The sequence below is a fragment of the Burkholderia sp. Bp9142 genome (genome assembly GCF_003853415.1).
In the GTDB taxonomy this organism is placed as follows: Bacteria; Pseudomonadota; Gammaproteobacteria; order Burkholderiales; family Burkholderiaceae; genus Burkholderia.
In genome coordinates, this window is record NZ_QTPP01000033.1 from 15170 (window position 1) to 40613 (window position 25444).

General features: G+C 67.5%; 24 protein-coding genes, 1 tRNA gene and 2 pseudogenes. 15 read left to right on the top strand and 12 right to left on the bottom strand.

Annotated elements, in window-relative coordinates; genetic code table 11:
* Positions 1-67: 67 nt before the first annotated feature.
* Entirely contained in the window at positions 68-316 is a 249-nt protein-coding gene (locus tag DIE22_RS28460; RefSeq protein ID WP_124606569.1) for a DUF2795 domain-containing protein, read from the bottom strand.
* 103 nt (positions 317-419) lie between these two features.
* Complete coding sequence (locus tag DIE22_RS38345) at positions 420-590, bottom strand: hypothetical protein (RefSeq protein ID WP_006489933.1); 171 nt, start codon at positions 588-590, stop codon at positions 420-422.
* A 153-nt stretch (positions 591-743) separates the two neighbouring features.
* Between DIE22_RS38345 and speG the strand changes: the two genes are divergently transcribed.
* From speG to DIE22_RS28475, 3 genes are all read left to right on the top strand, one after another.
* On the top strand, positions 744-1286 hold the full coding sequence (gene speG, locus DIE22_RS28465) for a spermidine N1-acetyltransferase (RefSeq protein ID WP_124606570.1): 543 nt from the start codon (positions 744-746) through the stop codon (positions 1284-1286).
* 510 nt (positions 1287-1796) lie between these two features.
* Positions 1797-2144 (top strand): surface attachment protein Sap1, encoded by a 348-nt coding sequence (sap1, locus tag DIE22_RS28470; RefSeq protein WP_044848669.1) that lies wholly within the window; start codon positions 1797-1799, stop codon positions 2142-2144.
* A gap of 177 nt (positions 2145-2321) precedes the next feature.
* Positions 2322-2876 (top strand): YaeQ family protein, encoded by a 555-nt coding sequence (locus DIE22_RS28475; RefSeq protein ID WP_124500652.1) that lies wholly within the window; start codon positions 2322-2324, stop codon positions 2874-2876.
* 10 nt (positions 2877-2886) lie between these two features.
* Here DIE22_RS28475 and DIE22_RS28480 read toward each other — a convergent pair whose 3' ends face one another.
* Entirely contained in the window at positions 2887-3300 is a 414-nt protein-coding gene (locus tag DIE22_RS28480; RefSeq protein ID WP_124500651.1) for a VOC family protein, read from the bottom strand.
* Positions 3301-3729: 429 nt separating this feature from the next.
* Between DIE22_RS28480 and ada the strand changes: the two genes are divergently transcribed.
* The 3 genes from ada (at position 3730) to gshA (ending at position 7880) form a co-directional block, all read left to right on the top strand.
* The gene (ada, locus tag DIE22_RS28490) at positions 3730-4821 is read left to right on the top strand and encodes a bifunctional DNA-binding transcriptional regulator/O6-methylguanine-DNA methyltransferase Ada (RefSeq protein ID WP_124606572.1); all 1092 of its coding nucleotides are present in this window, start codon (positions 3730-3732) and stop codon (positions 4819-4821) included.
* Positions 4818-5792, top strand: coding sequence for a DNA-3-methyladenine glycosylase (locus DIE22_RS28495; RefSeq protein WP_124606573.1), 975 nt, complete (start codon positions 4818-4820; stop codon positions 5790-5792). The genes ada and DIE22_RS28495 overlap by 4 nt, the downstream gene beginning before the upstream one ends.
* 474 nt (positions 5793-6266) lie before the next feature.
* Positions 6267-7880 (top strand): glutamate--cysteine ligase, encoded by a 1614-nt coding sequence (gshA, locus tag DIE22_RS28500; RefSeq protein ID WP_185640704.1) that lies wholly within the window; start codon positions 6267-6269, stop codon positions 7878-7880.
* A gap of 80 nt (positions 7881-7960) precedes the next feature.
* Here the strand turns inward: gshA and DIE22_RS28505 are convergent, their stop codons facing one another.
* The gene (locus DIE22_RS28505) at positions 7961-8272 is read right to left on the bottom strand and encodes a DUF4148 domain-containing protein (RefSeq protein ID WP_124500646.1); all 312 of its coding nucleotides are present in this window, start codon (positions 8270-8272) and stop codon (positions 7961-7963) included.
* A gap of 378 nt (positions 8273-8650) precedes the next feature.
* Here DIE22_RS28505 and DIE22_RS28510 point away from each other — a divergent pair, with 378 nt between their 5' ends.
* Complete coding sequence (locus tag DIE22_RS28510; RefSeq protein ID WP_124606575.1) at positions 8651-10291, top strand: L-lactate permease; 1641 nt, start codon at positions 8651-8653, stop codon at positions 10289-10291.
* A gap of 133 nt (positions 10292-10424) precedes the next feature.
* Here DIE22_RS28510 and DIE22_RS28515 read toward each other — a convergent pair whose 3' ends face one another.
* On the bottom strand, positions 10425-11333 hold the full coding sequence (locus DIE22_RS28515; protein WP_124500644.1) for a LysR family transcriptional regulator: 909 nt from the start codon (positions 11331-11333) through the stop codon (positions 10425-10427).
* Positions 11334-11562: 229 nt separating this feature from the next.
* Between DIE22_RS28515 and DIE22_RS28520 the strand changes: the two genes are divergently transcribed.
* Both DIE22_RS28520 and DIE22_RS28525 read left to right on the top strand, forming a co-directional pair.
* A complete protein-coding gene (locus tag DIE22_RS28520; RefSeq protein ID WP_124606576.1) occupies positions 11563-13734 on the top strand; it encodes a phosphocholine-specific phospholipase C in 2172 nt (723 codons plus the stop codon).
* Between the two features lie 162 nt (positions 13735-13896).
* Entirely contained in the window at positions 13897-14625 is a 729-nt protein-coding gene (locus DIE22_RS28525; protein WP_124500642.1) for a phosphonate utilization associated transcriptional regulator, read from the top strand.
* Between the two features lie 106 nt (positions 14626-14731).
* On the opposite strand, the gene DIE22_RS28530 is transcribed toward DIE22_RS28525, so the two are convergent.
* The 3 genes and pseudogenes from DIE22_RS28530 to DIE22_RS38985 all read right to left on the bottom strand — a co-directional run.
* On the bottom strand, positions 14732-16120 hold the full coding sequence (locus DIE22_RS28530) for an FAD-dependent oxidoreductase (protein WP_124606577.1): 1389 nt from the start codon (positions 16118-16120) through the stop codon (positions 14732-14734).
* Between the two features lie 112 nt (positions 16121-16232).
* Positions 16233-16454 (bottom strand): annotated as a pseudogene (locus tag DIE22_RS28535) (2-aminoethylphosphonate--pyruvate transaminase); the annotation flags it as partial.
* A pseudogene (locus DIE22_RS38985) lies at positions 16420-16662 on the bottom strand (putative 2-aminoethylphosphonate ABC transporter substrate-binding protein); the annotation flags it as partial. The pseudogenes DIE22_RS28535 and DIE22_RS38985, both read right to left, overlap by 35 nt.
* Before the next feature lie 210 nt (positions 16663-16872).
* On the opposite strand from DIE22_RS38985, the gene phnA reads away from it, so the two are divergent.
* Both phnA and phnY read left to right on the top strand, forming a co-directional pair.
* Positions 16873-18111, top strand: a complete 1239-nt coding sequence (phnA, locus tag DIE22_RS28545; protein WP_124606578.1) for a phosphonoacetate hydrolase — start codon at positions 16873-16875, stop codon at positions 18109-18111.
* A 28-nt stretch (positions 18112-18139) separates the two neighbouring features.
* A complete protein-coding gene (gene phnY, locus DIE22_RS28550) occupies positions 18140-19594 on the top strand; it encodes a phosphonoacetaldehyde dehydrogenase (RefSeq protein ID WP_124606579.1) in 1455 nt (484 codons plus the stop codon).
* A gap of 89 nt (positions 19595-19683) precedes the next feature.
* Here the strand turns inward: phnY and DIE22_RS28555 are convergent, their stop codons facing one another.
* Positions 19684-19956 (bottom strand): hypothetical protein, encoded by a 273-nt coding sequence (locus tag DIE22_RS28555; protein WP_124500638.1) that lies wholly within the window; start codon positions 19954-19956, stop codon positions 19684-19686.
* A gap of 327 nt (positions 19957-20283) precedes the next feature.
* On the opposite strand from DIE22_RS28555, the gene DIE22_RS28560 reads away from it, so the two are divergent.
* The 3 genes from DIE22_RS28560 to DIE22_RS28570 are packed head-to-tail and all read left to right on the top strand — an operon-like array spanning position 20284 to position 22516.
* Positions 20284-21066, top strand: a complete 783-nt coding sequence (locus DIE22_RS28560; RefSeq protein WP_124606580.1) for an amino acid ABC transporter substrate-binding protein — start codon at positions 20284-20286, stop codon at positions 21064-21066.
* Between the two features lie 14 nt (positions 21067-21080).
* Complete coding sequence (locus tag DIE22_RS28565; RefSeq protein WP_124606581.1) at positions 21081-21761, top strand: amino acid ABC transporter permease; 681 nt, start codon at positions 21081-21083, stop codon at positions 21759-21761.
* Positions 21758-22516, top strand: a complete 759-nt coding sequence (locus DIE22_RS28570) for an amino acid ABC transporter ATP-binding protein (RefSeq protein ID WP_124606582.1) — start codon at positions 21758-21760, stop codon at positions 22514-22516. The genes DIE22_RS28565 and DIE22_RS28570 overlap by 4 nt, the downstream gene beginning before the upstream one ends.
* Positions 22517-22540: 24 nt before the next feature.
* Here the strand turns inward: DIE22_RS28570 and DIE22_RS28575 are convergent, their stop codons facing one another.
* Positions 22541-23356, bottom strand: coding sequence for an alpha/beta fold hydrolase (locus DIE22_RS28575; protein ID WP_124606583.1), 816 nt, complete (start codon positions 23354-23356; stop codon positions 22541-22543).
* Positions 23357-23437: 81 nt separating this feature from the next.
* Here DIE22_RS28575 and DIE22_RS28580 point away from each other — a divergent pair, with 81 nt between their 5' ends.
* Positions 23438-24052, top strand: a complete 615-nt coding sequence (locus DIE22_RS28580) for a CGNR zinc finger domain-containing protein (RefSeq protein ID WP_124500633.1) — start codon at positions 23438-23440, stop codon at positions 24050-24052.
* A gap of 38 nt (positions 24053-24090) precedes the next feature.
* Here DIE22_RS28580 and DIE22_RS28585 read toward each other — a convergent pair whose 3' ends face one another.
* Positions 24091-25140: a DUF3592 domain-containing protein gene (locus DIE22_RS28585; RefSeq protein ID WP_124606584.1), complete on the bottom strand. Its 1050-nt coding sequence runs from the start codon at positions 25138-25140 to the stop codon at positions 24091-24093.
* 187 nt (positions 25141-25327) lie between these two features.
* Positions 25328-25403, bottom strand: a tRNA-Lys gene (locus tag DIE22_RS28590).
* Positions 25404-25444: the final 41 nt, after the last annotated feature.

Consider the following 25444-nt stretch of genomic DNA (forward strand, 5'->3'; position numbering starts at 1 on the left):
CGGGCGGCTTGCATCCGGCCGCAGCATGGCCGGTGCGGGCCGATCCTACCGTGTTATTCGTGCGCGCTCAAATACCGAGACCGGGGCCGAAGTTGCCGGCGACCCAGCGCGTGACGGCATTGACGTCCGCGTAATCCTGTTCGGGCAAGCCGTCGAGCATCGACAGCACTTCGTTGCTTGCGCCGGCGTCGCGTGCAGCGTCGACGATCGCATCCTTGTTCGCCGGGTAGCGGACGGCCGCCAGCACGTCGGCGATCTGCAGGTCGATCGTTTCGCTGGGGATGTCGTGTGCAGGGAGAGCGGGTTTGTCGTTCACGTCGGCGTCTCGCGGGTTGAGCGGGAATCGGTTCTGGCAAAAGGCGGTTGCAGCGTTCGGGGCGACCCGCACGGACGGGTGCCGTGCCGGGATGGCGATCGATTCAGTGCCCGCGTCGCACCCGGCGCCACGGATGCTTCCAGTCGATATGCGGTGCGTTTTCGTCGCGCGGATGCTGGCGCCGATGTTCCTGCCACAGTTCGTCGGAGAACAGCGCAGCCACGATCACGAGTGGCAGCACGAGGAAGATGCCGAGTATGACTTGCTCGATCACGATAGCCTCCTTGCGGCGGCAGGAACCCTTGTTCCCATTCTAGGCTCTGAACTTCTCCCGCGGGTCAACTTGTTACGGCGCGGAACGCGCCCCCGTTCGCGGCGGCGCCGCACGGGGGTTCACGCGCGCGCGGGCATTAAAAAGGACACGAACATGCAACTCCAGAACGACAAGCACACACTTGCACTGCGGCCGCTGGAGCGCCAGGACCTGCGCTTCGTCCACGAGCTGAACAACGACGCGAAGATCATGCGCTACTGGTTCGAGGAGCCGTACGAAACCTTCTCCGAACTGTCGCAGCTGTATGACCGCCACGTGCACGACCAGCGCGAGCGCCGCTTCGTCGCGGTCGATCCGCAGGACGAACTGGTCGGCCTCGTCGAGCTGATCGAGCTCGACTACATCCATCGTCGCGGCGAGTTCCAGATCATCATCGCGCCCCAATGCCAGGGACGCGGCTATGCGAGCCAGGCGACGCGTCTCGCGATCGAATATGCGTTCAAGGTATTGAACATGCGCAAGCTGTACCTGATCGTCGATACGTCGAATGCGGCGGCAATCCACGTGTACGAGAAATGCGGATTCCAGCACGAGGCCGAATTGAAGGAAGAATTTTTCGGAAATGGTGCATATCACAACGCATATCGCATGTGCATCTTCCAGCGCGATTATTTCGAGCGCCCGCAACCGGTCTGAATGAAGCCGGGTGAAAACACGGAAAACACGGAGAAAACACCCTGCGGCCCCGCTGCCACGGGCGCCCGGCCCGCACGGAAAAAATACGGGTAAATACGAACGCGCTTATACCTGGCATTTTTCTTGTATCAGGTAAATCCGGTCCCGCACTGCAGTAAATTCATATCGTTCCGGACGACTTTGTGTGCAACGCATCAAAATGATCCCGATATTGAAATGAATTATCCAAACCGTTCAACGGGCGCATTGCAGCCTCGCTGAAAGTCTTGCCGGACAATGCTTTGCGCCCGGCGGCGCGGTCTGGTCCGCCGGACGGCAGGCGCCGCCGCGCGTGCGCGGCACGCGAAAAACCGGGTGCGCGCAGGGTGCGACAATTCGCCGCTATTGCGATCGCACAACAAATGTGCTTGATATCGTTTGCCGGTCTTCTAAAGTGAAAAACGTGGGTTCACGATCATCTTTAAACACATAGCTAACCCAGCCTGGTGCCCGCAAGCCTGGAGACAGAACATGATGAAGCGAACCGGTGTCCTTTTCGCCCTTGTCGGCGCATTTTCCGTGGTGTCGATCGCGCAGGCGGGCGGCGACGCGGCTGTCCAGCCGAAGCAGGAAATCCAGCTGACGAAGAATGCGTGGGGCTGTCTGTCGAAAGACAATCTGGACTCCGTACTGAGTCACGAGCGTGACGGCAAGTCGCAGGCGAAGCAGCAGTACTTCGACGACTACCGTTGCCTGTCGGTGCCGGAAGGCCAGCGCTTCCGCGTGGTGTCGGTCGATCAGGGCGACGTCCAGTTCGTCAGCGCCGACAACAGCGATCAGCAGGGTCTCTGGACCGATTCGCGCTTCGTCAAGCAGTAACCCGCACGCGCACCTCTCGCACCCGCGCGCCGGCCCGAACCGCCGGCGGCGCGCCCCGAACGCGGCCCGGCCGATGCCGGGCCGTCGTGCTGTGGAGCGCCCGTCGCGCGCCGGGCGACGCGCATTCGGTATCATCACGGCCCGACCGAACCGAATGCCCGCCCGGGCCGTATCCGCATGGCGCTGAAATCCACCATCTACAAAGCCGAACTGCAAATCGCCGACATGGATCGGCACTACTACGCCGATCATGCGTTGACGGTCGCCCGTCACCCGTCGGAAACCGACGACCGGATGATGGTGCGCATCGTCGCGTTCGCGCTGTTCGCGAACGAGCGTCTCGAATTCTGCAAGGGGCTGTCGGACGTCGACGAACCCGATTTGTGGCAAAAGGACCTGACGGGCGCGATCGACGTGTGGATCGAGGCCGGCCAGCCCGACGAACGGCGCATCTCGAAGGCGGCCGGCCGCGCCGGGCAGGTCACGGTGATCGCCTACGGCGGCAAGACCTCGGATATCTGGTGGCAGGGCGTGCGCAGCAAGGTGGAGCGGCTGCGCAACGTGCAGGTGCTGTCGCTGGCCGACGGCGTCGCGGCGGCGCTCGGGCACCTCGCCGAGCGCACGATGCGCCTGCAGTGCACGGTGCAGGACGGCACGGCGTGGATCTCGAGCGCCGACCACGATCCGGTCGCGGTCGAATGGACCGTGCTGAAGGCGCGCGCCGACGCGTGACGGCCGGCGCTTAGCCGATCGCGGCGGGCGGCCCCTTGAATTCCAGCATGTTCCCTTCGGGATCGAACAGATAGATCGACGGCCCGTAGCCGCCGGCGCCGTAGCGTTCGGCGGGGGCGCCGGGGCGCGCGCCATGCGCCGCGAAATGCTCGATCAGCGCGTCGGGGTCGAACGGCTCGACGCGCAGGCAGAGATGGTCGAGATTGCGGCCGGCGCCGGGCGCTCCGCTGTCGGGACGGTCGATCGGGCCACCGACCGACAACAGGTCGATCAGTGCGTCGCCGGCGCGCAACTGCACGAGGCCTAGGTCGGGCTGTTCCTTCTCCACGTGGCAGCCGACGGCATCGCAGTAAAAGCGCGTCATCGCAGCCATGTCGGTCACGCGCAGCACGACGTGATCGATCGTGCGGATGGTCGGTTTCATGAGCGGGGCACTCCTTCACGGATGGCGTGCACCGAGTGTAGACCGCGCGGGCGAGGGATGCCGGAACGCGTCACGATCGACGGACGAAAAAAAGCCCGTTCACGCAGAGCGGAACGGGCTTAATCCATATCAGGAGGAGACATGGAGGAGACAGTTCCAACTATACACACGGCGATGGTGCGTTGCAATATTTCGAGTGTAAAAAATGGTCAGGACGGCGATTTGTCGCAGCTGCACTGCAGCAAAATGGTGACGGGATGATGACGAAAGCGGCGCCGAAGCAGCGCTCGCAAGGGGGTTCGTCCGCTTGATCGACTGCGATGCATCCCCGATTTCGGCGGCGCGAATCACAGAGCAAGATTCAGGGCGCGACGGCCCATGCCGATGTCTAGAGTAGGCACCATCTACACTAGAACGTGCGAGGTTCAGATGAAAACCGCCTATCCGACCGACGATGCCCGCTGGGGCGCCGTGACCGCCCGCGATCCGCATGCGGACGGCGCGTTCTTCTATGCCGTGCGCACGACCGGCGTGTTCTGCCGGCCGAGCTGCGCGTCGCGGCTGCCGCGGCGCGAGCACGTGTCATTCTTTGCCGATCCGGCCGCCGCGCGCGCGGCTGGCTTTCGTCCGTGCAAGCGCTGCCAGCCGGAAGGGCTGCCGCGCGAGCTCGAAATCGTCAATCGTGCATGCGCGGTGCTCGACGCGCATCCGGAGCGGCTCACGCTGCAGCAGCTGAGTGACGCCGTGCACGTGAGCCCGTTCCACCTGCAGCGGCTGTTCAAGCGCGTGGTCGGCGTGTCGCCGCGGCAGTACCAGGCCGCGCAGCGCGGTGCCGCGCTGCGCGAGGCGCTGCAAAGCGGGCAGCCGGTCACGCAGGCGGCCGTGGACGCGGGCTTCAATTCGCCGTCGCGGCTCTACGCATCGGTGCCGCGCGAACTGGGGATGGCGCCGTCCGCGTTCCGTCGCCAGGGCGCCGGCCTGCGGATCGATTTTGCGACCGCGTCGACATCGCTCGGCACGGTGCTCGTCGCCGCGACCGAACAGGGCATCTGCCGGATCGCGTTCGGCGACGAACCTGCATCGCTCGTCGGCGAACTGAAGGACGCGTTCGCGCGCGCCGAGCTGGTCGAAGCGTCGTCGCGGCTCGCGCCGTTCATCGCGCAGATCCGCGCATACCTGGACGGCACGCGGCACGCGTTCGACCTGCCGCTCGACATCGCGCCGACCGCGTTCCAGCAGCGCGTCTGGGAAGCGCTGACGCACATCCCGTACGGCGAGACCCGCAGCTACTCGGAGATCGCCGAGGCGCTCGGCTCGCCGCGTGCGGTGCGCGCCGTCGCATCGGCCTGCGCGTCGAACCCGGTGGCGCTCGCGATTCCGTGCCACCGTGTCGTGCAGAAGGGCGGCGCGCTCGCCGGATATCGCTGGGGCGTGCGCCGCAAGGCGACGCTGCTCGCGTCCGAGGCGCGCCAGGTGCACGACGATGAAACCGAAGCCGTTGCGGAGGGTGACGCAGTTTGAGCATCGAAACAGACACGATTACGTTGATCGCGGACGGCGGCCAGGTGCCGCCGTCCGCGCAGATGGCGCTGCGCTTCAAGGCGCCGTACGACTGGGCGCGCGTGCTGCGCTTCTTCAGCGGCCGCGCGATTCCGGGTGTCGAGCAGGTCGTCGACGGCGTGTATCGCCGCATCGTCGACCTGCACGGCGACGCGGGCCGGCTCACCGTCACGAAGCATCCGCGCCGGCACTGCCTGATCGCGACGGTCGAAGGGGCGGCCGCGCGCCATGTCGACGATGCGTTCGCGCGCCGCGTCGCGTCGATGTTCGACCTCGGCGCCGATCCGGCCGCGATCGCCGGCGGGCTCGTGCGCGATCCGTGGTTCGCGCCGCTCGTGCAAGCGGCACCGGGGCTGCGCGTGCCGGGCGCCTGGTCGGGGTTCGAGCTCGCGGTGCGCGCGATCGTCGGCCAGCAGGTGAGCGTGAAGGCGGCGACGACGATCGTCGGGCGGCTCGTCCAGCGGGCCGGCGAGCGGGTCGTGGACCACGACGGCATGCCGGTGCCGGACGGCGCGCCCGCCTGGCGTTTCCCGACGCCGGACGCGCTCGCCGCATGCGATCTGGAGAAGATCGGGATGCCCGGCAAGCGGGCCGCGGCGCTGACGGGCATGGCGCGTGCGGTGGCGGCCGGCCACGTGCCGCTCGATCCCGCACAGGCCGACCTCGGAACGCTGCGCCGCGCGTGGCTCGATCTGCCCGGCATCGGCCCGTGGACCGTCGAATACATCGCGATGCGTGCGTGGCGCGACCCCGACGCGTGGCCGGCGTCCGATCTCGTGCTGATGCAGTCGATTACCGCGCGCGATCCGTCGCTCGACCGGCTCGCGAGCCAGAAGCGCCGCACCGAAGGCTGGCGGCCGTGGCGCGCGTATGCGGCGCTTCATCTGTGGAACGACGTGGCGGACCGGGCCGGCGGCGCGCGCGGCGGATGACGGTCGCCGCGGCCGGCCGGGGGCGGCCCGCCGAGGTGGAGGGGCGACCTGCGGAGAGCGCGGGCGTTGCCGCGATCGGTCGGTCGTCCTCATGGTTGCGACGCTTGATGGCGATCGAACGAATCCGGCGTCTGTCGCCCTCGACGCATGGTCGACTCGACCGCGGCGGTGTTGCATCGCGGATTCGGCAGCGCGGGTTGCACCGATCGGCGCTTCGCGTACCGTTCACGATCCTTCCGACGAATGTCGCGTGATCACGGCGTCCGGCGGGGCCGACGACGGTCGGCTGCGCACGCGGCGATCGTCGCCATCGGCTCGCCGGGCGGCCCGCTGCGGCCCGCGTGCATTGCCCGGAGCGACCTCAAGCACGTGTCCCGGCGAGATGTTAAAGTGCCCGCTACCAACGAAGCGACCAAATAATCCAGCCGGCCGCGCGCGGCGTTCTGCGCGCGGCCGTCACGCACTTGCGTCTCCATGTCGAACACCATGACTCACCGCCAGTCCGAACTGCTGCTGAATCGTCTCGAAGCGTTGAGCTCGGGCCCGACGCGGCAGCGTCTGCCCGACGGCCTGCGCGGCATCGAAAAGGAAAGCCTGCGCGTGACGCGCGACGGGATGATTGCGTTCACGCCGCATCCGCACGCGCTCGGTTCGGCCCTCACGCACCCGTCATTGACGACCGACTATTCCGAAGCGCTGATCGAACTGATCACGCCGGCGGAAGCCGACGCGTCGATCACGCTCGCACGTCTCGACGATCTGCACCGCTACGTGTATGCGTCGCTCGGCGACGAGATGCTGTGGAACGGCTCGATGCCGGGCCTGCTGCCGGCCGACGATGACATCCCGATCGCCGACTACGGCACGTCGAACATCGGCCGCCTGAAGACGGTGTATCGCCGCGGCCTCGCGTATCGCTACGGCCGCACGATGCAGTGCATCGCCGGCATCCACTACAACTACTCGCTGCACGAGGAAGTGTGGCGGCGCCTGCATGCGGACGAAGGCTCGACGGCGACGCTCGTCGACTACCAGTCGGAGCGCTATCTCGCGCAGATCCGCAACTTCCGCCGTCGCAGCTGGCTGCTGATGTACCTGTTCGGCGCATCGCCCGCGCTCGACGCGAAATTCCTGCGCGGCAAGCCGCACAAGCTCGACGCGTTCGACGCCGACACGCTGTACCGGCCGTATGCGACGAGCCTGCGGATGAGCGACCTCGGTTACTCGAACACGACCGCGCAGGCCGCGCTGCACGTCGACTACAACACGCTGCCCGGCTACCTCGACGCGCTGTCGACGGCCGTGAGCGAGCCGTATCCGCCGTACGAGGCGATCGGCACGCATCGCGACGGCGAGTGGATCCAGATCAACACGAACGTGCTGCAGATCGAGAACGAGTTCTACTCGACGATCCGGCCGAAGCGCGTCACGTATTCGGGCGAGCGTCCGCTGCATGCGCTCGCGTCGCGCGGCGTGCAGTACATCGAAGTGCGCTGCCTCGACATCGATCCGTTCGAGCCGACCGGCATCGCGCTCGACACCGCCCGCTTCATCGACGCGTTCCTGCTCGCGTGCGCGCTCGACGAGAGCCCCGCGCTCGACTGCGATGCGTACAAGGAAGCGAACGCGAACTTCGGCAGCGTGACGATGGACGGACGCAAACCGGGGCTCACGCTGACGCGCGACGGCCAGCCGGTCACGCTGCAGGCATGGGCGGACGACCTGATGACCGATATCGAAACCGTCGGGCGCCGTCTCGACGAGATCCGCGGCGGCGACGAGCATGCGCGTGCGATCGCCGCGCAGCGCGAGAAGCTCGCCGATCCGGAGCGCACGCCGTCGGCGCGCGTGCTGCGCGAGATGCGCGAGAACGGGCAGTCGTTCCTCGCGTTCGCACTCGCGCACAGCGCAGCGCATGCTGCGCACTTCCGTGCGAACCCGCCGTCGGCGGAGACGATGCGCACCGAGCAGGCGCTCGCGGCGAAGTCGCTGGCCGAGCAGGCCGAGCTGGAAGCGAAGGAGGCCGGATCATTCGACGCGTTCGTCGCGGCCTATCGTGCATACACGCTGAACCGCTTCAGCGTTTGACGGCAGCAGCCCGCCGCGCGGCGGGCAGGCTGCGGGCCGGGTGGCCGCGCATTCACGCGCCCGGCCCGGTTTCATTCGCGTCAGTGATGCGCGTACGTGTCGCGATCGACCACGTGCGGCAGCGCCGGCTTCCCCGATTCCACGTTCGCATGGCCGTCGCTGCCGTAGCCGGCCGCGTCGCCGCGCGCCTGCGCGGCGCGCTGCATGATCTCCTGCATGTTCTGCGGAAAGTCGGGACTGCTGGCGAGACTCGTCCGGTAGCCGGCTGCCTGCAGTTCCGCGAGTTCCTGGCGAACCTGCGCACGCGTCAGCGCCGACGCGGCCTGGGCCTGGACGGCGACAGCCGAGCCGATCAGCAGTAACGCGCAGGCCGCAAGTTTCATGGTTTTCATCGGGTTTGCTCCGTGAGGTCTCCGCAGCCGCGCCGTCTTCGGCGCGGGCGGAATCGATGCAGCCAGTCTAGGCTTCGGACATCAAACGAAACACCCTGCCCGCCGTCAGTCACCTTTGTCGGCTGAGCAACATTGCGCCGGCGGCTTGCCGGCGCGCGCGTCAGCGGGCCACCAGCCGCCGTTCGGTGTGCGGCGGATGCCGTGTATCGGCGCCGCATGCATCGGGCTTGTCCTCCTTGTGCAAGCGCGATGCGCCTCCTAACCTCTTTTAAGCGACCGATCGGTCGGCGCACGGCGGCATGGTTGCATGCGCAAGCGTCGGACGATCGTTGCGGCCGTGAACGCACGTTTGGTACTGGATCGGAGACACGAGACACGATGAATCCCACCGCAGCCCTGCCGCCCGGCATCCTGTTCGCGCAGCCGTTGACGCCCGTCGCCAACTCGCTGTTCCTGTCGTTCGTCGTCGCCGTGATCCCGATCGCGGTCGCGCTGATCGCGCTCGGCGTGTTGCGCCGGCCGGCCTGGCAGGCGTCGCTGGCCGGGCTCGTCGCCGGCCTCGCGGTCGCGATCGGCGCCTGGGGCATGCCGGCCGGTCTCGCGTTCAACGCGGTCGGCGCCGGCATGGCGCTCGCGGTCGTGCCGGTGATGTGGATCGTGTTCAACGCCCTGCTGCTGTACAACATCGCGGTGAAGTCGGGCCGCTTCGACCAGTTCCGGCAGTGGATGCTCGACAACCTGCCCGACGACCGCCGCCTCGTGCTGCTCGTCGTCGCGTTCTCGTTCGGCTGCCTGCTCGAAGGGATCTCCGGGTTCGGCACGCCGGTCGCGATCACCAGCGCGCTCTTGATCGCGCTCGGCTTCCCCGCGCTCGAAGCGCTCACCTACACGCTGCTGTTCAACACGGCGCCGGTCGCGTTCGGCGCGCTCGGCGTGCCGATCACCGTGCTCGGCGCGGTCACGTCGCTGCCGCCCGCGACGCTCGGCGCGATGGTCGGCCGGCAACTGCCGTTCTTCGCGCTGCTGCTGCCGTTCTACGTGGTCGGCGCGTACGGCGGCCTGCGCTCGATCGCGAAGCTGTGGCCCGCGCTGCTCGTGTCAGGCGGCAGCTTCGCGATCGCGCAGTTCGTCACGTCGAACTTCCTCGGCTACCAGCTCACCGACGTGCTGTCGTCGCTCACGTCGCTGATCGTCACGATCGGCTTCCTGCAGGCGTGGAAGCCGCAGCCCGATCCGCAATACGCGCTCGCGCGCAGCGCGCCCGCCACGGCCGGCGCCGCGCGCACGGGCTTCGGCGGCTGGCTGCCGTGGATCGTCGTGTCGGTGGTCGTGATCGTCTGGGTGCATGCGAACGTCGCGGCGATCGGCGACGTGAAGATCAAGTGGCCAGGCCTGCACAACACGGTGTTCGTGACGCTGTACCACAAGCCGTATGCGGCGATCTGGGATTTCCAGCCGCTCGGCACCGGCACCGCGATCCTGCTCTCCGCGATCATCACGGCGGCGCTGACGCGCACCGGCGTCGGCGCGTTCCTCGAATGCGTGGTCAAGACGTGGCGGCAGACCTGGATCGCGATCATCACGGTGATGATGATCGTCGGGCTCGCGTACCTGCTGAACTACTCGGGCATCAGCTACACGCTCGGCACCGGCGTCGCGTCGACCGGCGCGCTGTTCCCGCTCGTGTCGGCGTCGCTCGGCTGGATCGCGGTGTTCCTGTCCGGCAGCGACACGTCCGGCAATGCGCTGTTCGGCAACCTGCAGGTCGTCGCCGCCAGGCAGCTCGGCCTCGATCCGGTGCTGATGGCCGCGACCAATTCGTCGGGCGGCGTGATGGGCAAGATGATCTCGCCGCAGAACATCGCGACGGGCGTGTCGACGACCGACCTGAAGGGGCAGGAAGGCGTCGTGTTCGCGCGCACCTTCTGGCACAGCGTGATCCTCACGCTGCTGCTCGGCGTGCTCGTGTTCCTGCAGCAGCACGTGTTGACGTGGATGATCCCCGCGCTGCCGAAGTAATGCACGGCGGCAAGCAACAACGAAGGCACGAGGAAAACCACGAGGGAAGGCGCGGGAAAAGCGCCGGAAGGTGCAGGGAAGTGCGACGGGAAATGCGACGGGAAATGCGCGAAACCGGTGGACGCGCGGCGGTTCAGCGGGCGTTCACTTGCCGCGTCGTGTCGTGTGTGTCGTGCGTGACCGGCCGCGCCGGCAGGATGCACGCGAGGAACGCATCGATCGCGGGGCTCTGGCGGCGCGCCTTCAGGTAATACACGTATTCGTCGATCGTCGTGTCGACGCCGCGCAGCGCCACGATGCGCAGGTCCGGATGGCGCTCGGCCTCGCCGCGCGGAAAGAGGCTGGCGCCCACGCCGTGCAGGATCGCCTCGCGGATCGCTTCGCGGCTGCCGATCTCGGCCACCGACGCGGCCGCGACGCCAGCGCCCGCGAGGATCGTCTCCGTGCAGCGGCGCGTGACCGACCCTTCCTCGCGGATCAGCAGCCGCACGTCGGCGAGCTGCGCGGCGTCGATCGCGTCGAAGCGCGCGAGCGGGTGGTCGCGATGCACGACGAGCACGAGCGGATCGGTGGAGATCACCTTGCGTTCGAGGCCGTCCGCGTCATTGCGCTGCGACGACACCGCGAGGTCGATGCGGAATTCGTGCAGCGCCTGCAGGATTTCCTCGGAATTGCCGATCCGGCACGTGAGCGCGATCGACGGATGCGCGTGCGAGAAGCGGCCGACTGCGTCCATGATGTAGTACGGCCCCGTCGCGCCGATCCGCAGATGCCCTTCGAACAGGCCGCCGACATTGCGCAGCATGATGTCGGCCTGCGCCTCGAGCGCGATCATCTTCTCGACGAGCGGCAGCAGCTCGATGCCGGTCTCGGTGACCTCGAGCTTGCGGCCGCTGCGGTAGAACAGCTCGACGCCGTACAGCTGCTCGACCTGCTTGATCTGCGCGGCGATCGTCGGCTGGCTCACGCCCAGGTGGCGCGCGGCGCGCGTGATGCTGCCCTGCCGGACGGTCGCGTGGAACGCCTTCAGCTGATCGAACACGACTCGGCTTCTCCCCCGTCTTCATCGCGCGTCAGCGTAGCGGACGCATGTGTCGGCCGGATGAAAGGCGCATCGTGCGCCGCTTCGAAAAAAAGCTGGGGGTGACCGCAAGAAACCTGCTGGAACCGGTCACGGCCGGGACATGCCGGTGCGGAGTAATAGCGGCAACGCACCGACCGCCGGCCCCGCTCGACCGGCGCCACCCTTACCGACCCACAGGATCCTCTTCATGTCCGCCACCAATCGACGCGATTTCCTGCGCCTTGCCGCCCAGTCGGCCGGCGCGATGGCCGCCTACGCCGGCTTCCCGCCGGCGATCCGCAACGCGCTGGCGATACCGGCCGCCTATCGCACCGGCACGATCCGCGACGTCGAACACGTCGTGATCTTCATGCAGGAAAACCGCTCGTTCGACCACTACTTCGGCGGGCTGCGCGGCGTGCGCGGCTTCAACGACCCGCGCCCCCACCTGCTGCCGAGCGGCGCGCCGGTGTGGCAGCAGCCGCCGGCGTCGGTGTTCACGAAGAACTACCATTCGCGCGGGCTCGATCCGTCCGCGCCGTACGTGCTGCCGTTCTATCTCGACCCGAAGCAGACGACCGAATTCCAGCCGGGCACCAACCATGGCTGGAGCAGCGGCCACCTCGCATGGAACAACGGCCAGTGGGACCAGTGGGTGAACCAGAAGCAGGACGTGCTGACGATGGGTTACCTGAAGCGCCAGGACCTCACGTACCACTACGCACTCGCCGACGCGTTCACGATCTGCGATTCGTATTTCTGCTCCGCGCACGCCGATACGGCGCCGAACCGCATCTACCTGTGGACCGGCACGGTCGACTCGCGCAACGTCTACGGCACGCAGCCGAACGGTCCCGGCATCGGCGAGCGCAATGACGTGAACGGCTACACGTGGACGACCTACGCGGAACGCCTCGAGAACGCGAAGATCAGCTGGAAGGTGTACCAGGGCGGCACGGGCATCCCGGGCGACCCGACCGACAACTACACCGACAACTCGCTGATGTTCTTCAAGCGCTTCCAGGTGAAGGAAGGCGCGAGCGGCCCGCTGGTCGACAAGGGCGCATCCAACCACACGCTCGCCGAGCTGAAGGCCGACGTGCAGGCGAACCGGTTGCCGCAGGTATCGTGGATCGTGTCGCCGTACAAGTACAGCGAGCACCCACAGGCGTCGCCGACCGACGGCGCGTTCTACATCAACATGGTGCTCGAGGCGCTGACGTCGAACCCGGAGGTGTGGGCGAAGACGGTGTTCATCCTCAACTACGACGAGAACGACGGGCTGTTCGACCACGTCGTGCCGCCGGTGCCGCCGGTCGCGAGCGGCGTGGGCGGCCAGGGCATCGTGTCGTCGAACCTGCTGTCGAACCTCGGCGACGAACTGCTCGACCTGAACAAGTACCCGGGCGAGATGGGCCCGCTGGTGCCGGGCGCGGATCCGGGCGGGATCCAGCCGATCGGCCTCGGGCCGCGCGTGCCGCTGATCGTCATCTCGCCGTGGACGAAGGGCGGCTGGGTCTGCTCGGAGACGTTCGACCACACGTCGGTGCTGCGCTTCCTCGAAGCCCGCTTCGGCGTGCAGGAGCCGAACATCAGCGCGTGGCGCCGGTCGATCTGCGGCGACCTCACGTCGGCGTTCGATTTCTCCGCGCGCCCCGATACGCGCACGGTGAGCTTCACGGTGCCGCAGCACATCGCCACCGCGGGCCAGGCGTACCAGGTGCCCGCGCAGCAGTCGATGCCGGCGCAGGAGCCCGGCACGCGCCCGGCGCGCGCGCTGCCGTACGAGTTGTTCGTGCATGCCCGCGTGAACGGCCGCGACGACAGCGTGTCGCTCGATTTCGCGAACTCGGGTGACGCGGGCGCCGCGTTCTACGTGTACGACCGTCGCAATCCGGCGACGCCGCCGCGCCGCTACGCGGTGTCCTCGCACGACCGCTTCGCCGATACCTGGAGCACGTCGGCCGCGCGCGGCGACTACCATCTCGCCGCCTATGGCCCGAACGGCTATCTGTGCGAATTCCAGGGCAACACGCGGCTCGCCGCGGACGGCCGCCACGCGAACCCGGAAGCGAAGATCGGCTACGACGTGCGCAACCGCCACGTGTACCTGCAGCTGCGCAACAGCGGCCGCGCGGCGTGCCGTGTCGTGGTCGACAACGCGTACAGCCATGCGCATGCGCGCACCTACACGCTGGAGCCGGGCGAGCGCGTCGAGGATCACTTCGAGCTGTCGTCGAGTCACGGCTGGTACGATCTGACGATTACCGCGACGACGCTGCGCGGCGGCGACGACAAGGTCGTGCGCCGCTTCGCGGGCCACGTCGAGACGGGGCGGCCGAGCCAGAGCGATCCGGGGCCGGTGAAGCAGACGGCCTGACGGCAGGCCCCGCGCCGCGCGGTCCGGCATGTTCGTGCCGGCCGCGCGATTGATTTTTGGAAACTGAAAACTGTTGACAATGTGTCGGGCCGAGGGTATACAAGGATCATTCGCCGATATGGCGCCCTCGTTTTCACCCGCAGCCGCGCTGCCTGCCCGACCATGACTGCCCCGAACGCGCTCAACGCCATCGAACTCCTGCAAAGCCAGTCGCTCGCGATGATTGTCCAGGACATGCTCGAGCGCTCGATCGTGTCCGGCGAATATGCGCCGGGCGAGAAACTCAACGAAGTCGATATCGCGACGAAGCTGAACGTGTCGCGCGGCCCCGTGCGTGAAGCATTCCGCGCGCTCGAGCAGGCCGGACTGCTGCGCAACGAGAAGAACCGCGGCGTGACGGTGCGCGTCGTGCCGCTGCGCGAGGCCGAGGAAATCTACGAAGTGCGCGCGATGCTCGACGAGTCGGTCGCGCGCGCGCTCGCGAAGCGCATTTCGCCCGACACGCTGAAGGTCCTGAAGGGCATCATCCAGTCGATGAAGGGCGCCGCGAAGACGCATGACGTCACGCGCTACACCGAGCTGAACGTGCAGTTCCACGACGCGATGGTGGTCGGCGTCGGCAATACGCACCTCACCGATACCTATCGCCGGCTCGTGCGCCAGCTCGGGCTGCTCCGCCAGGCCGCGATCGAGGCCGAGGAGGATGCGATCGCGGTGTCGGCGGCCGAGCACGACAAGATCGTGCAGGCGCTCGCGAGCGGCGACGCGGAGAAGGCCGTCGCGCTCGTGCGCGAGCACGTCGCGCATGGCCTCGCACGGATGCGCCGCACCCACGAGCAGGGGCTGCCGGGCACGGGCAAGGCGGCGCGCGAGAAAGCCGAGCGCGTGTAACGCGGCTGCACCGGCCCGCCGCGACGAAAGCAAAGGGACGCTTCGCAGCGTCCCTTTTGCGTTGCGCGTCACGTCATCGCATCAGCGCCTCGTCGTCTACGCCTCGTCACGCCTTGTCGGCCTTGCCCGCCGCGCTCGCGAATTTCGCGAGCCACGTATCGACGAGCGCCGGCCGCCGGCTTTCGTCTTCCGCGCGCTCCTTGCGGCGGATCGCGTTGCGCACGACGTGCGCGCCGACATAGCGGATCGGCTCCGGCGGGAAATGGCCGAGCGGGCCGCGCACGATCGGGCTGCGCGTCCACGCGTTGTCGAGGCCGAGCACCAGCGACGACAGGATCTGCCCGCCCATGTAGGTCGGTCCGACGCCATTGCCCGAATAGCCGAAGCCGTAGAACACGTTCGGCGCGTCGTCGAGCCGGCCGAAGAACGGGAAGCCCGTCACCGAGCGGTCCGACGGGCCGTTCCAGCTGGCGGTGACCGGCACGCCGGCGAGCGACGGGAAGAACGCGCGCAGGCTCTGCGTGAGCTGCGCCTCGTAAGGCGAGCGCCGGTCGAACACGGGCGCGATGCGGCTGCGCCACGAGAACGTGTTGCCGCCCTTGCCGAGCATCAGCCGGCCGTCGGCGGTCGTGCGGTAGTAGTACACGAAGATCCGCGAATCGAGCACCGATACGCCGTCCACGAGCCCGGTCCTCTCGAGCAGCTCCGGGCATTTCTCGGTAATGACCATGTCGCTCGACACGACCGCGATCGTGCGTTCGAACTGCGGGAAACGGCTCGCCATCCACGCGTTGATCGCGAAGACCAGCTTGCCCGCGCGCACGCTGCCGGACGGCGTGCGCACGACGGCCGGCTGCCCCGGCGTGAAGTCGACGAGCGGCGTGCGCTCGTAGATCCGGATTCCCATGTCGAGCGCGACGCGGCGCAGCCCGCGCACGAGCTTGCCGGGATGCACGGTCGCGGCGATCGGCGAGTACACGCCGTCGAGATTGCGTGCGGAGCCCGAGCGGCGTGCGACTTCGGCGGACGGCAGCGGCTCGTAGCTGTGGATGCCGCACGCGGCGAGCGCGTCGAGCACCGGCGCGAGCGTGCCGACCTGCGCGCGCGACGTTGCCGTGTACAGCGTGCCGTCGAGCCGCAGCTCGGCATCGATGCGATGCGCACGGCAGAAGTCGGCGATGTGCTGGACGGCCGCCTCCGACGCCTTCACGAGCCGGATCGCCTCCGCTTCGCCGAACAGGCGGCGCAGCGTCAGGAATTTCGCGGACCACGTGAGCAGGCACCCGCCGTTGCGCCCGCTCGCGCCGGCGCCGCACAGGTCGGCCTCGAGTATCGCGATGTCGAGTGCCGGGTTCTGCTGCTTCGCCTGGATCGCGGTCCAGAGCCCTGTGAAGCCGCCGCCGACGATACAGACATCGGCCTGCGTCGCGCCCTGCAGCGCGGGGGCGAGATCGCCGTCGTTGAACAGGGCTTGTTCGATCCAGAAGGGTCGCATCGGATGTCGTGCCAGTAAGGGTCGGGTTGCCGTGCCGCGCACGGCGGGAAAGGAAAACGAAACCGCCGCACGGCGTCCGGCCGCGCGCCGCGGTGCGGCCGGGTGCGTCGCGTCACGCCGCCGCTTCGGCGGACACGCGGCGCACGCCCATCGCCTTCAGCGTGTCGGCGATCGCCGCGACCGCGCCCGGAATGCCCGCTTCGCCGAAGTGGCCGATGCAGCCGACGCGGAACGTGTCGACTTCGGTCAGCTTGCCCGGATACAGAATGTAGCCGCGCTTTTTGACCTCCTGATAAAACCGCTTGAAGTCGTAGTTCGGGTCGTCCGGTGCGTGGATCGCGCACCCAGCGGATCTCGATGTCGGGGTTCGCCTTCTCGAACGCGTCCTTGCAGGGCTTCATCGCCTCGTGTTCCAGCGCGGTGTAGAGGAGCAGCGACGTCTTCGCGTGTGCCGCCTGCGCGGCACCGAGCGCCACCGCCGCGACACGGGCCGCGCCCGCTGCCCATGCATTGAAACCCTTGTGTACCGGCACCTCGTTCACCTTCAGACCCCTTGACTGCGGCACGCGGCGGATGAGTGGAGACCAGCCCTCTTCGTGTTGCCTCGTGCTTCCGTCTTTTGCTTTCTGTTCTCTGCATGTTGTTGACAATCTACAAATCATCAATTTTAATGTCAAGCATGGAAAACACCTCCTCGGCGCGGCGCGGGCGCCGACAGCTCAACCCCCTTCGAACCGAAAGGACTGAACGTCATGACTGAAACGCCTGTATCCGTGGAAGTGAACGGCCGCCGCTACAACTGGATGAGCCGCCCCGTGGTGGTGGTCTGCGTCGACGGCTGCGCCTATGAATATCTCGAGATGGCGGCCGAGGCCGGCGTCGCGCCGTTCCTGCGCACGCTGCTGAAGCCGGGCACGGCGCTCAAGGGCGAGTGCGTGGTGCCGAGCTTCACGAACCCGAACAACCTGTCGATTGTTACCGGCGTGCCGCCGGCGATCCACGGGATAAGCGGCAACTACTTCTACGATCGCGACACCGGCGCCGAGGTGCTGATGAACGATCCGAAGTACCTCGTCGCGCCCACCGTGCTCGCGACCTTCGCCGAACAGGGCGCGCGCGTCGCGGTCGTCACCGCGAAGGACAAGCTGCGCCGCCTGCTCGGCAAGGGGCTCAAGGGCATCTGCTTCTCGTCGGAAAAGGCCGACGAGGCAAGCGTTGAGGAAAACGGCATCGACAACGTGCTCGAGCTGGTCGGCAAGCCGGTGCCGAGCGTGTACAGCGCGGACCTGTCGGAATTCGTGTTCGCGGCCGGCGTGCGCCTGCTCGAGACGCGCCCGATCGACCTGATGTACCTGTCGACGACCGATTACGTGCAGCACAAGTGCGCGCCCGGCACCGACGGCGCCAACGCGTTCTACCAGATGATGGACACGTACCTGAAGCGGCTCGACGAGCTCGGCGCGATCGTCGCGATCACGGCCGACCACGGGATGAACGCGAAGCACGACGGCGAGACCGGCGAGCCGAACGTGATCTACCTGCAGGAGCTGTTCGACGCGTGGCTCGGCCAGGATGCTGCGCGCGTGATCCTGCCGATCACCGATCCGTACGTCGTGCACCACGGCGCACTCGGCTCGTTCGCGACCGTCTACGTGCCGGATTCCGCCGATGCCGACGCGCTGCGCGCGCGGCTCGCCGCGGTGGACGGCATCGAGGTCGTGCTGACCGGCGCCGAAGGCTGCGCGCGCTTCGAGCTGCCGCCCGACCGGATGGGCGACCTGATCGTGATCTCGAAGCAGGACGTCGTGCTCGGCACGCGCCGCATCAGGCACGACCTGTCGGGCCTCGACGTGCCGCTGCGCTCGCACGGCGGGATCTCCGAACAGATCGTGCCGCTGATCTTCAGCAAGCCGGTCGCGACCGACGTCACGGGTCGCACGCGGCTGCGCAACTTCGACATCATCGACATCGCGCTCAACCATCTGCAGTGACGCGGACGTATCCGCCAGGGAGACACTCATGAACGCCATTGCAGCATCGACGGAGGTCCGCGCGCTTCATCGCGAAGCACTACGAATCGATGGTGAAAGGATTGATCGCGATGCGGTGATCGAGGTGCGCAACCCGTACGACGGCTCGCTCGTCGGCAGCGTGCCGAAGGCGACGCTCGACGACGTGCGGCGCGCCTTCGCGGCCGCGCGCGCATACCGGCCGTCGCTCACGCGCCACGAGCGCGCGGCGATCCTGCGCCGCGCGGCCGACATCGTGCGTGCGCGCACCGCCGGGATCGCGGCGCTGATCACGGCCGAAGCCGGGTTGTGCCTCAAGGATTCGACGTATGAAGCCGGACGCGTGGCCGACGTGCTCACGTTCGGCGCGGGCGAAGTGCTGAAGGACGACGGGCAGATCTTCTCGTGCGATCTGACGCCGCACGGCAAGAAGCGCCGCGTATACACGCAGCGCGAACCGCTGCTCGGCGTGATTTCCGCGATCACGCCGTTCAACCATCCGATGAACCAGGTCGCGCACAAGGTCGTGCCGTCGATCGCGACCAACAACCGGATCGTCGTGAAGCCGTCGGAGAAGGTGCCGCTGTCATGCTACCTGTTCGCGGACATCCTGTATGAAGCCGGCCTGCCGCCGCAGATGCTGCAGGTGATTACCGGCGACCCGAAGGAGATCGCGGACGAGCTGATCACGAACCCGGCGATCGACCTGATCACGTTCACCGGCGGCGTGTCGATCGGCAAGTCGATCGCGTCGCGGATGGGCTACCGGCGCGCGGTGCTCGAGCTCGGCGGCAACGATCCGATCATCGTGATGGAAGACGCCGATCTCGACGAGGCGAGCACGCTCGCCGTATCGGGCTCGTACAAGAACTCCGGGCAGCGCTGCACGGCGATCAAGCGGATGCTCGTGCACGAGGCGGTGGCCGATCGCTTCACCGAGCTGGTCGTCGAGAAAACCCGCGCGTGGGCGTACGGGAATCCGGCCGATCCGTCGGTCGACATGGGCACGGTGATCGACGAGGCGGCCGCGAAGTTCTGCGAGCAGCAGGTCAACGATGCGATTGCGCGCGGTGCGCGCCTGCTGGTCGGCAACGTGCGTGACGGTGCGCTGTATTCGCCGACGGTCGTCGATCGCGTGACCCCCGACATGCCGCTCGTGAAATACGAGACGTTCGGGCCCGTGTCGCCGATCATGTGCTTTCGCGACATCGACGAGGCGATCCGGATGTCGAACAGCACCGACTATGCGCTGTCGTCGTCGGTCTGCACGAACCGCTTCGACAACATCACGCGCTTCATCACGGAGCTCGAGGTCGGCAGCGTGAACGTGCGCGAGGTGCCGGGCTACCGGCTCGAACTGACGCCGTTCGGCGGCGTGAAGGATTCGGGCCTCGGCTACAAGGAAGGCGTGCAGGAAGCGATGAAGAGCTTCACGAACACGAAGACCTATTCGCTGCCGTGGTAAGCGGTGCGTGATGCGGACGCGCCGGCTCGAAGGCCGGCGCGCGGAATGTCCCCCGGCGGGATGCGGTCGCGACGGCCGCCAGGCGACGGTCAGTCGTCGTCGTCGCGGTGATGTCGCCAGCCGCGATGCCAGCCGTTGTCGTGCCGGTAGTGGCGGTAGCGATATTCGCCGTAGTACGGGCCGTAATAGACGGGCGCCGGCTCGTACACGACGGGCGGCGGCGGGTAGTAGACAGGCGGTGGCGCCTCGATCACCGGCCCCGGCACGCCGAAGTACACGCCGATGTCGGCGCGCGCGAACGCGCTTGCCGACAGGCAGGCGGTCGCGATGCCGAGGGCACAGGACAACAGGATGCGTTTCATTTGCCGTTCACTCCGTTCGTGGGGGGCAAGGCCCGCGAGCAATAGGTTCACCTGTCTTCATGGTACGTAGCGCATGCCGAATGGGTGATACCGCGGTGTCGCTTCTGTAACCGCCGGTAACGAATCGTCGGACGATCGCCGCGCTGCATCGCGACGGATTTCATCTGCGGGATGAGCGTGGCTGGCCGGCGCGTTATTCGACGCGCTCATATCGTTAGCGGATTTGCGTTTTTGCCGGGCATCGGCGCGTCGGTAGAATTCGCGGACCGCTCGCGCGGCCGCTCGGGCCGGCGGGTTCACTCCCTTCCATCGTTCGGGGTCCGCACTATGAAATTCCTTCGCTCCATCCTGGTCGTCGCATTGCTGCAGGCCACTGCCGTCACGAGCGCGCTGGCCGCCGACGACCTGTCGCGGATCAAGTCGGCCGGCGTGTTCCGGGTCGGCACCGAAGGCACGTATGCGCCGTTCACGTATCACGACACGACGGGCAAGCTGACCGGCTTCGACGTCGACATCGCGACCGCGATCGCGCAGCGGCTCGGCGTGAAGGCGGAGTTCGTCGAAGGCAAGTGGGACGGGCTGATCGCGGGCCTCGACGTGAACCGCTACGACGCGGTCGTCAACGAAGTGTCGATCACCGACGCGCGCAAGGCGAAGTACGATTTCTCGACGCCGTACATCACGTCGCACGCGGTGCTGATCGTGCGCGCGGACAACACGTCGATCCGCTCGTTCGACGACCTGAAGGGCAAGAAATCCGCGAACACGCTGACGAGCAATTTCGGCAAGCTCGCGGCCGCGCACGGCGCGGACGTGGTGCCCGTGCAGGGATTCAACGAATCGATCGACCTGCTGAGCTCGGGGCGCGTCGACGCGACGATCAACGATTCGCTGTCGTACCTCGACTTCCGCAAGCACAAGCCCGACGCGAAACTGAAGATCGCGGCGACCGACACGACGGGTGCCGGTGATGCATCGGGTGTGCTGCTGCGCAAGGGCAGCCCCGCGCTGGTCGCCGCGATCGACAAGGCGCTCGCGGACATCAAGGCCGACGGCACGTACGCGAGGATCTCGCAGAAGTACTTCGGCCGCGACGTGTCGCAGCCGTGACGCGAGGCTGACCGATGCCGCCCTGGCTGCACCTGATGGCGGAATCGCTGCGGCCCCTGCTGGTGGCGGGGCTCGTGTTCACGGTTCCGCTCACGCTCGCGTCGTTCGCGATCGGCCTGCTGCTCGCGTTCGGCGCGGCGCTCGCGCGCCTGTTCGGGCCGCGCTGGGCGCAGGCCGGCGTCCGTTTCTACATCTGGCTGTTTCGCGGCTCGCCGCTGCTCGTGCAGTTGTTCGTGATCTTCTACGGGTTGCCGAACGTCGGCATCGTGCTCGATCCGCTGACCGCCGCCGTGATCGGCTTCTCGCTGAACGTCGGTGCGTACAACGCCGAGGTGATCCGCGGCGTGATCGAGTCGATCCCGAAGGGGCAGTGGGAAGCCGCGTACTCGATGGCGATGACGCGCGCGCAGACGCTGCGCCGCGCGATCCTGCCGCAGGCCGTGCGCGTCGCGCTGCCCGCGCTGTCGAATGCGTTCATCTCGCTCGTGAAGGACACGTCGCTCGCCGCCGTGCTGACCGTGCCCGAGATCTTCCAGGCCGCGCAGCGCATCGCGGCCGTCACCTACGAGCCGCTGATCCTCTATACCGAAGCCGCGCTGATCTATCTGCTGTTCAGCTCGGTGCTCTCCTCGCTGCAACGTCGGCTCGAGCTCCGTTTCGGCCGTCATGCGCTGTTCCACGCGGAGTTGCGATGATCCGTCTCGAGCGCATCGACAAGTCGTTCGGCGCGCAGCGCGTGCTGACCGGAATCAACCTCGCATTGCAGCCCGGCAGCGTGACCGCGTTGATCGGGCCGTCCGGCAGCGGCAAGAGCACGCTGCTGCGCTGCGTGAACCTGCTCGAAGTGCCGGAGACGGGCGCGCTTACGGTCGGCGATGCACGCATCGACTTCGCGGCGGGGTATCGGCCGTCGCGAGATCACGTGTTCGCGGTGCGCCGGCAAACCGGCATGGTGTTCCAGAACTTCCAGTTGTTTCCGCACCTGAGCGTCGTGCAGAACGTGATGGAAGGGCTCGTGACCGTGCAGCGCTGGCCGCGCGAGCAGGCGCGCCGGCGGGCGCTCGCGTTGCTCGACAAGGTCGGCATCGCCGAGAAGGCCGACGCATGGCCCGCGACGCTGTCGGGCGGCCAGCAGCAGCGCGTCGCCATCGCACGTGCGCTCGCGCCGTCGCCGCAGGTGCTGCTGTGCGACGAGCCGACGTCGGCGCTCGATCCCGAGCTGTCCGTCGAAGTCGTCGAAGTGCTGCGCCAGCTCGCGCGGGAAGGCACGACGATGCTGATGGCCACGCACGACCTGCGCCTGGCCGCGTCGGTCGCGCACGATGCGGTGTTTCTCGCGGATGGCCGCATCGTCGAGGCCGGCGCATCGCGCGAGCTGTTCGGGCGACCGCGCGACCCGCGCACCACGAAGTTCGTCGCGACGCTCGCGCAGGGCGTGCCGGCCTTCTGACGTGCCAAGCAGTGCCGGCAGCGATCAACCTTGGCCGTGCCCGTCGAGCACGGCGGCGACGATCGCTTCCGGCGCATCTTCCTGGACCAGGTGACCCGCGCGCGGCACCCTGATCAGCTTGCCGTTCGCGATGCGATCGGCGAGCGCCTGCCCCTGTTCGAGCGGAATCCACCCGTCGTCCTCGCCCCACACGATGCGCACCGGAAAGTCCGGCGGCGCATAGCGGGCCTCGGCTTCCTCGATGTAGCGCTGGCGCATCTGCGCGATCTGCCGGTAGAACGCGGCCTGACCGGCGGGCGTGAGCCATGGCGAGCGATGGATCGACAGCACGTCGTCGCTCAACGGCTGCGCGACCGCATTGCCGATATAGGCTGATACGAGCGCGTGATGCGCGTAGGCCGGCAATCCGGTGAACGCGGCTTCGTGCTGCGCGACATGCCGCACGAACGGCGAGCCCTGCGGCGCGATCGCGACCGGGTTCACGAGCGTCAGGTCCGAATATGCGATGCCGTCGAGGAAATACGCGCGCAGCACGGTCGCACCGCCGTAATCGTGCGCAAGCACGCGCGGGCGCGAAAGATTCCATTCGTCGAGCAGCGCGCCGAACAGCACGTTCTGCCGTCCCAGCGATACGTCCGCGTCGGGCATGTCCGACTGGCCGTAGCCGAGCAGGTCGTAGAAGAACACGCGATGGCGCCGCGCAAGCCATGGCGCGATCCGGCGCCACACCTGCGATGAAAACGGCGTGCCGTGCACGAGCACGAGCGGCGGCCCTTCGCCGAGCGTACCCCATGCGATCCCGTGACCTTCGAACATGAAGCGATTGGCGAGATCGAGCATCGGTGCCTCCGTGATAACCTGTTTGGGTTATTAACAGGTTACGCCTGTTCATCCGGATATGAAACCGATAGGTGGAGATAAATGGTTACCCGGCACGAGCCTGCACGACAGGCGCACGCATGGATCGCGGCGGATTTCGTCGGCGGCCACCCGGCGCTCGACTTCCTGAACACGGTGGCCGACACGGGCAAGACGCGCAATGAGGACAAGTTCGTCGACTGGCCGGCCGTGCGTGCGTGGGCCGCGAAGTCGGGGTTGCTGGAGGAGGCCGACCTGACGCGGTTCCTGCGTCATCCCCGGCAGGATGGAGCAGACGAACTCGCCGCGCTGCATGGATTTCGCGAGGATGCGTATGCGGCGCTCGCGTACCTGACGGCCGGCGACGGCGGCAGCGCAGGCGCGCGTGCGGCGGACCGGCTCGCCGTGGCGATTCGCGATGCGATCGGGCGCAGCACGTTCGACGCGGTCGATGGCCGCTTCGCGTGGCGTCCCGATGCGCGCGCCGCGTCCCGCTGGATCGATGCGGCCGCGCTCGGGTTCGAGCATCTGCTGCGCGGCGACGACTTCGCGCGTGTGCGGCAGTGCGGCCGCTGTACGTGGTTCTTCGTCGATCGCGGCCGCGGCGTCGGGCGGCGCTGGTGCGACATGCGCACGTGCGGGAACCGCGCGAAGGTGGAGGCGTTCAGGGAGCGGTGAGGTGGGGGCGCGGTGTTGACGGCCCGGCGCCGCGCGCGTCATTCGGCGATTTCGAGCGGCCGATGCTCCGGCCACAGTGTTCCGGCGACGAACAGTCCGGCGACGAGGAACGGCGTGCCGATCGCGAGCAGGATCGCCGTGAGCGCCCACCGATCCCAGAACCGGTCGACGATCGCGCGCTCGGGTGTGACCGGGTCGTACAGCACGTTGACTATCTCGCCTTCGTACAGCTCGGGATGCGATGACGTCGAGCCTTGCGTGAACGTGACCGGGCGGCCGCTGTCGGTCGTGAACGCGACGCTCACGGAATAGAGTGACGTGCGGGCGCGGGGCGAGTGTCCGGTTTCGGCGATCTCGACGACATGGCCGGTCGAGTGCGCGTATTGGCGGGCGATCTGCCACTGACGCAGCCCGACTGCGCCGGCGCTGGCCAGGAAGCCGGTGCCGATTGCGATCGGAATCAGCACGATCGCGATGTTCCAGCGGCGCCGGACCGTCTTGCGGGCGGCCGGTGCGGCAAGCACGCCGGCTTGCCTGCTGCGGCGCTCGTTCGCGTACAGCAGGCTGCCGATCGCAAGCGACGCGACCGCGAGCAGTGCCGGCACCGCGACGGGAAACCAGCGTTGCGCGAAATCGTCGATCAGCGCGGGACGGTTCGGATGATCCGGATCGACCAGCATGTCGACGCTTTCGCCGATGTCGTACGCCGGGACCATCGAGGCGGTATTGCCGGCGACTTCGCGGCGCCGGCCGTCGTTCGCGAGATAGGCGACGATCGGGCGGTATGCGCGCATCGCGTCGCTGTCCTGCACGATGCGCACGACCGTGCCCGGCGCGCGAACCAGATGGCCGGCCGTGCGGCTCGCGGTGACGGCGAGCGCGGCTGCGATCACGAGCAGCGCAACGCCGAGCGCGAACGCGACGAGCGTGCCTTTACGCAGCATGAGCGGATCCGCCGCGTGCGTCGTGCGACGGGGCCGGATGCGATCGGGTGCGGGGCGCGACTCGACGTGCGCGCCGATATCGGCGTGACCATGCTCCCTGAATGGTCGCGTCTCGCTCACGTGACTCCATGTTTGACGTCCCATGCTCTCTCAGTGCCGGCGGCGATGCGGCGATCGCCGTGCCGGTCGTGTGATATTTGTCGGACGATTCTAACGGAAAGTATATGGGCGAGGCATGTATGTGATTGCCCGCGGCGATGCGACAGGGGCGGGGCGGCGCCGGAAATGGAAAAAGCCCGGTTAGCTTTCGCTAACCGGGCTTCGGAATTCCTGGTGGGGCGTGAGTGACTCGAACACTCGACCTACGGATTAAGAGTCCGCTGCTCTACCAACTGAGCTAACGCCCCAAACAGAAGAAAGATTATGCATGGGTATTTCGGTCTTGGCA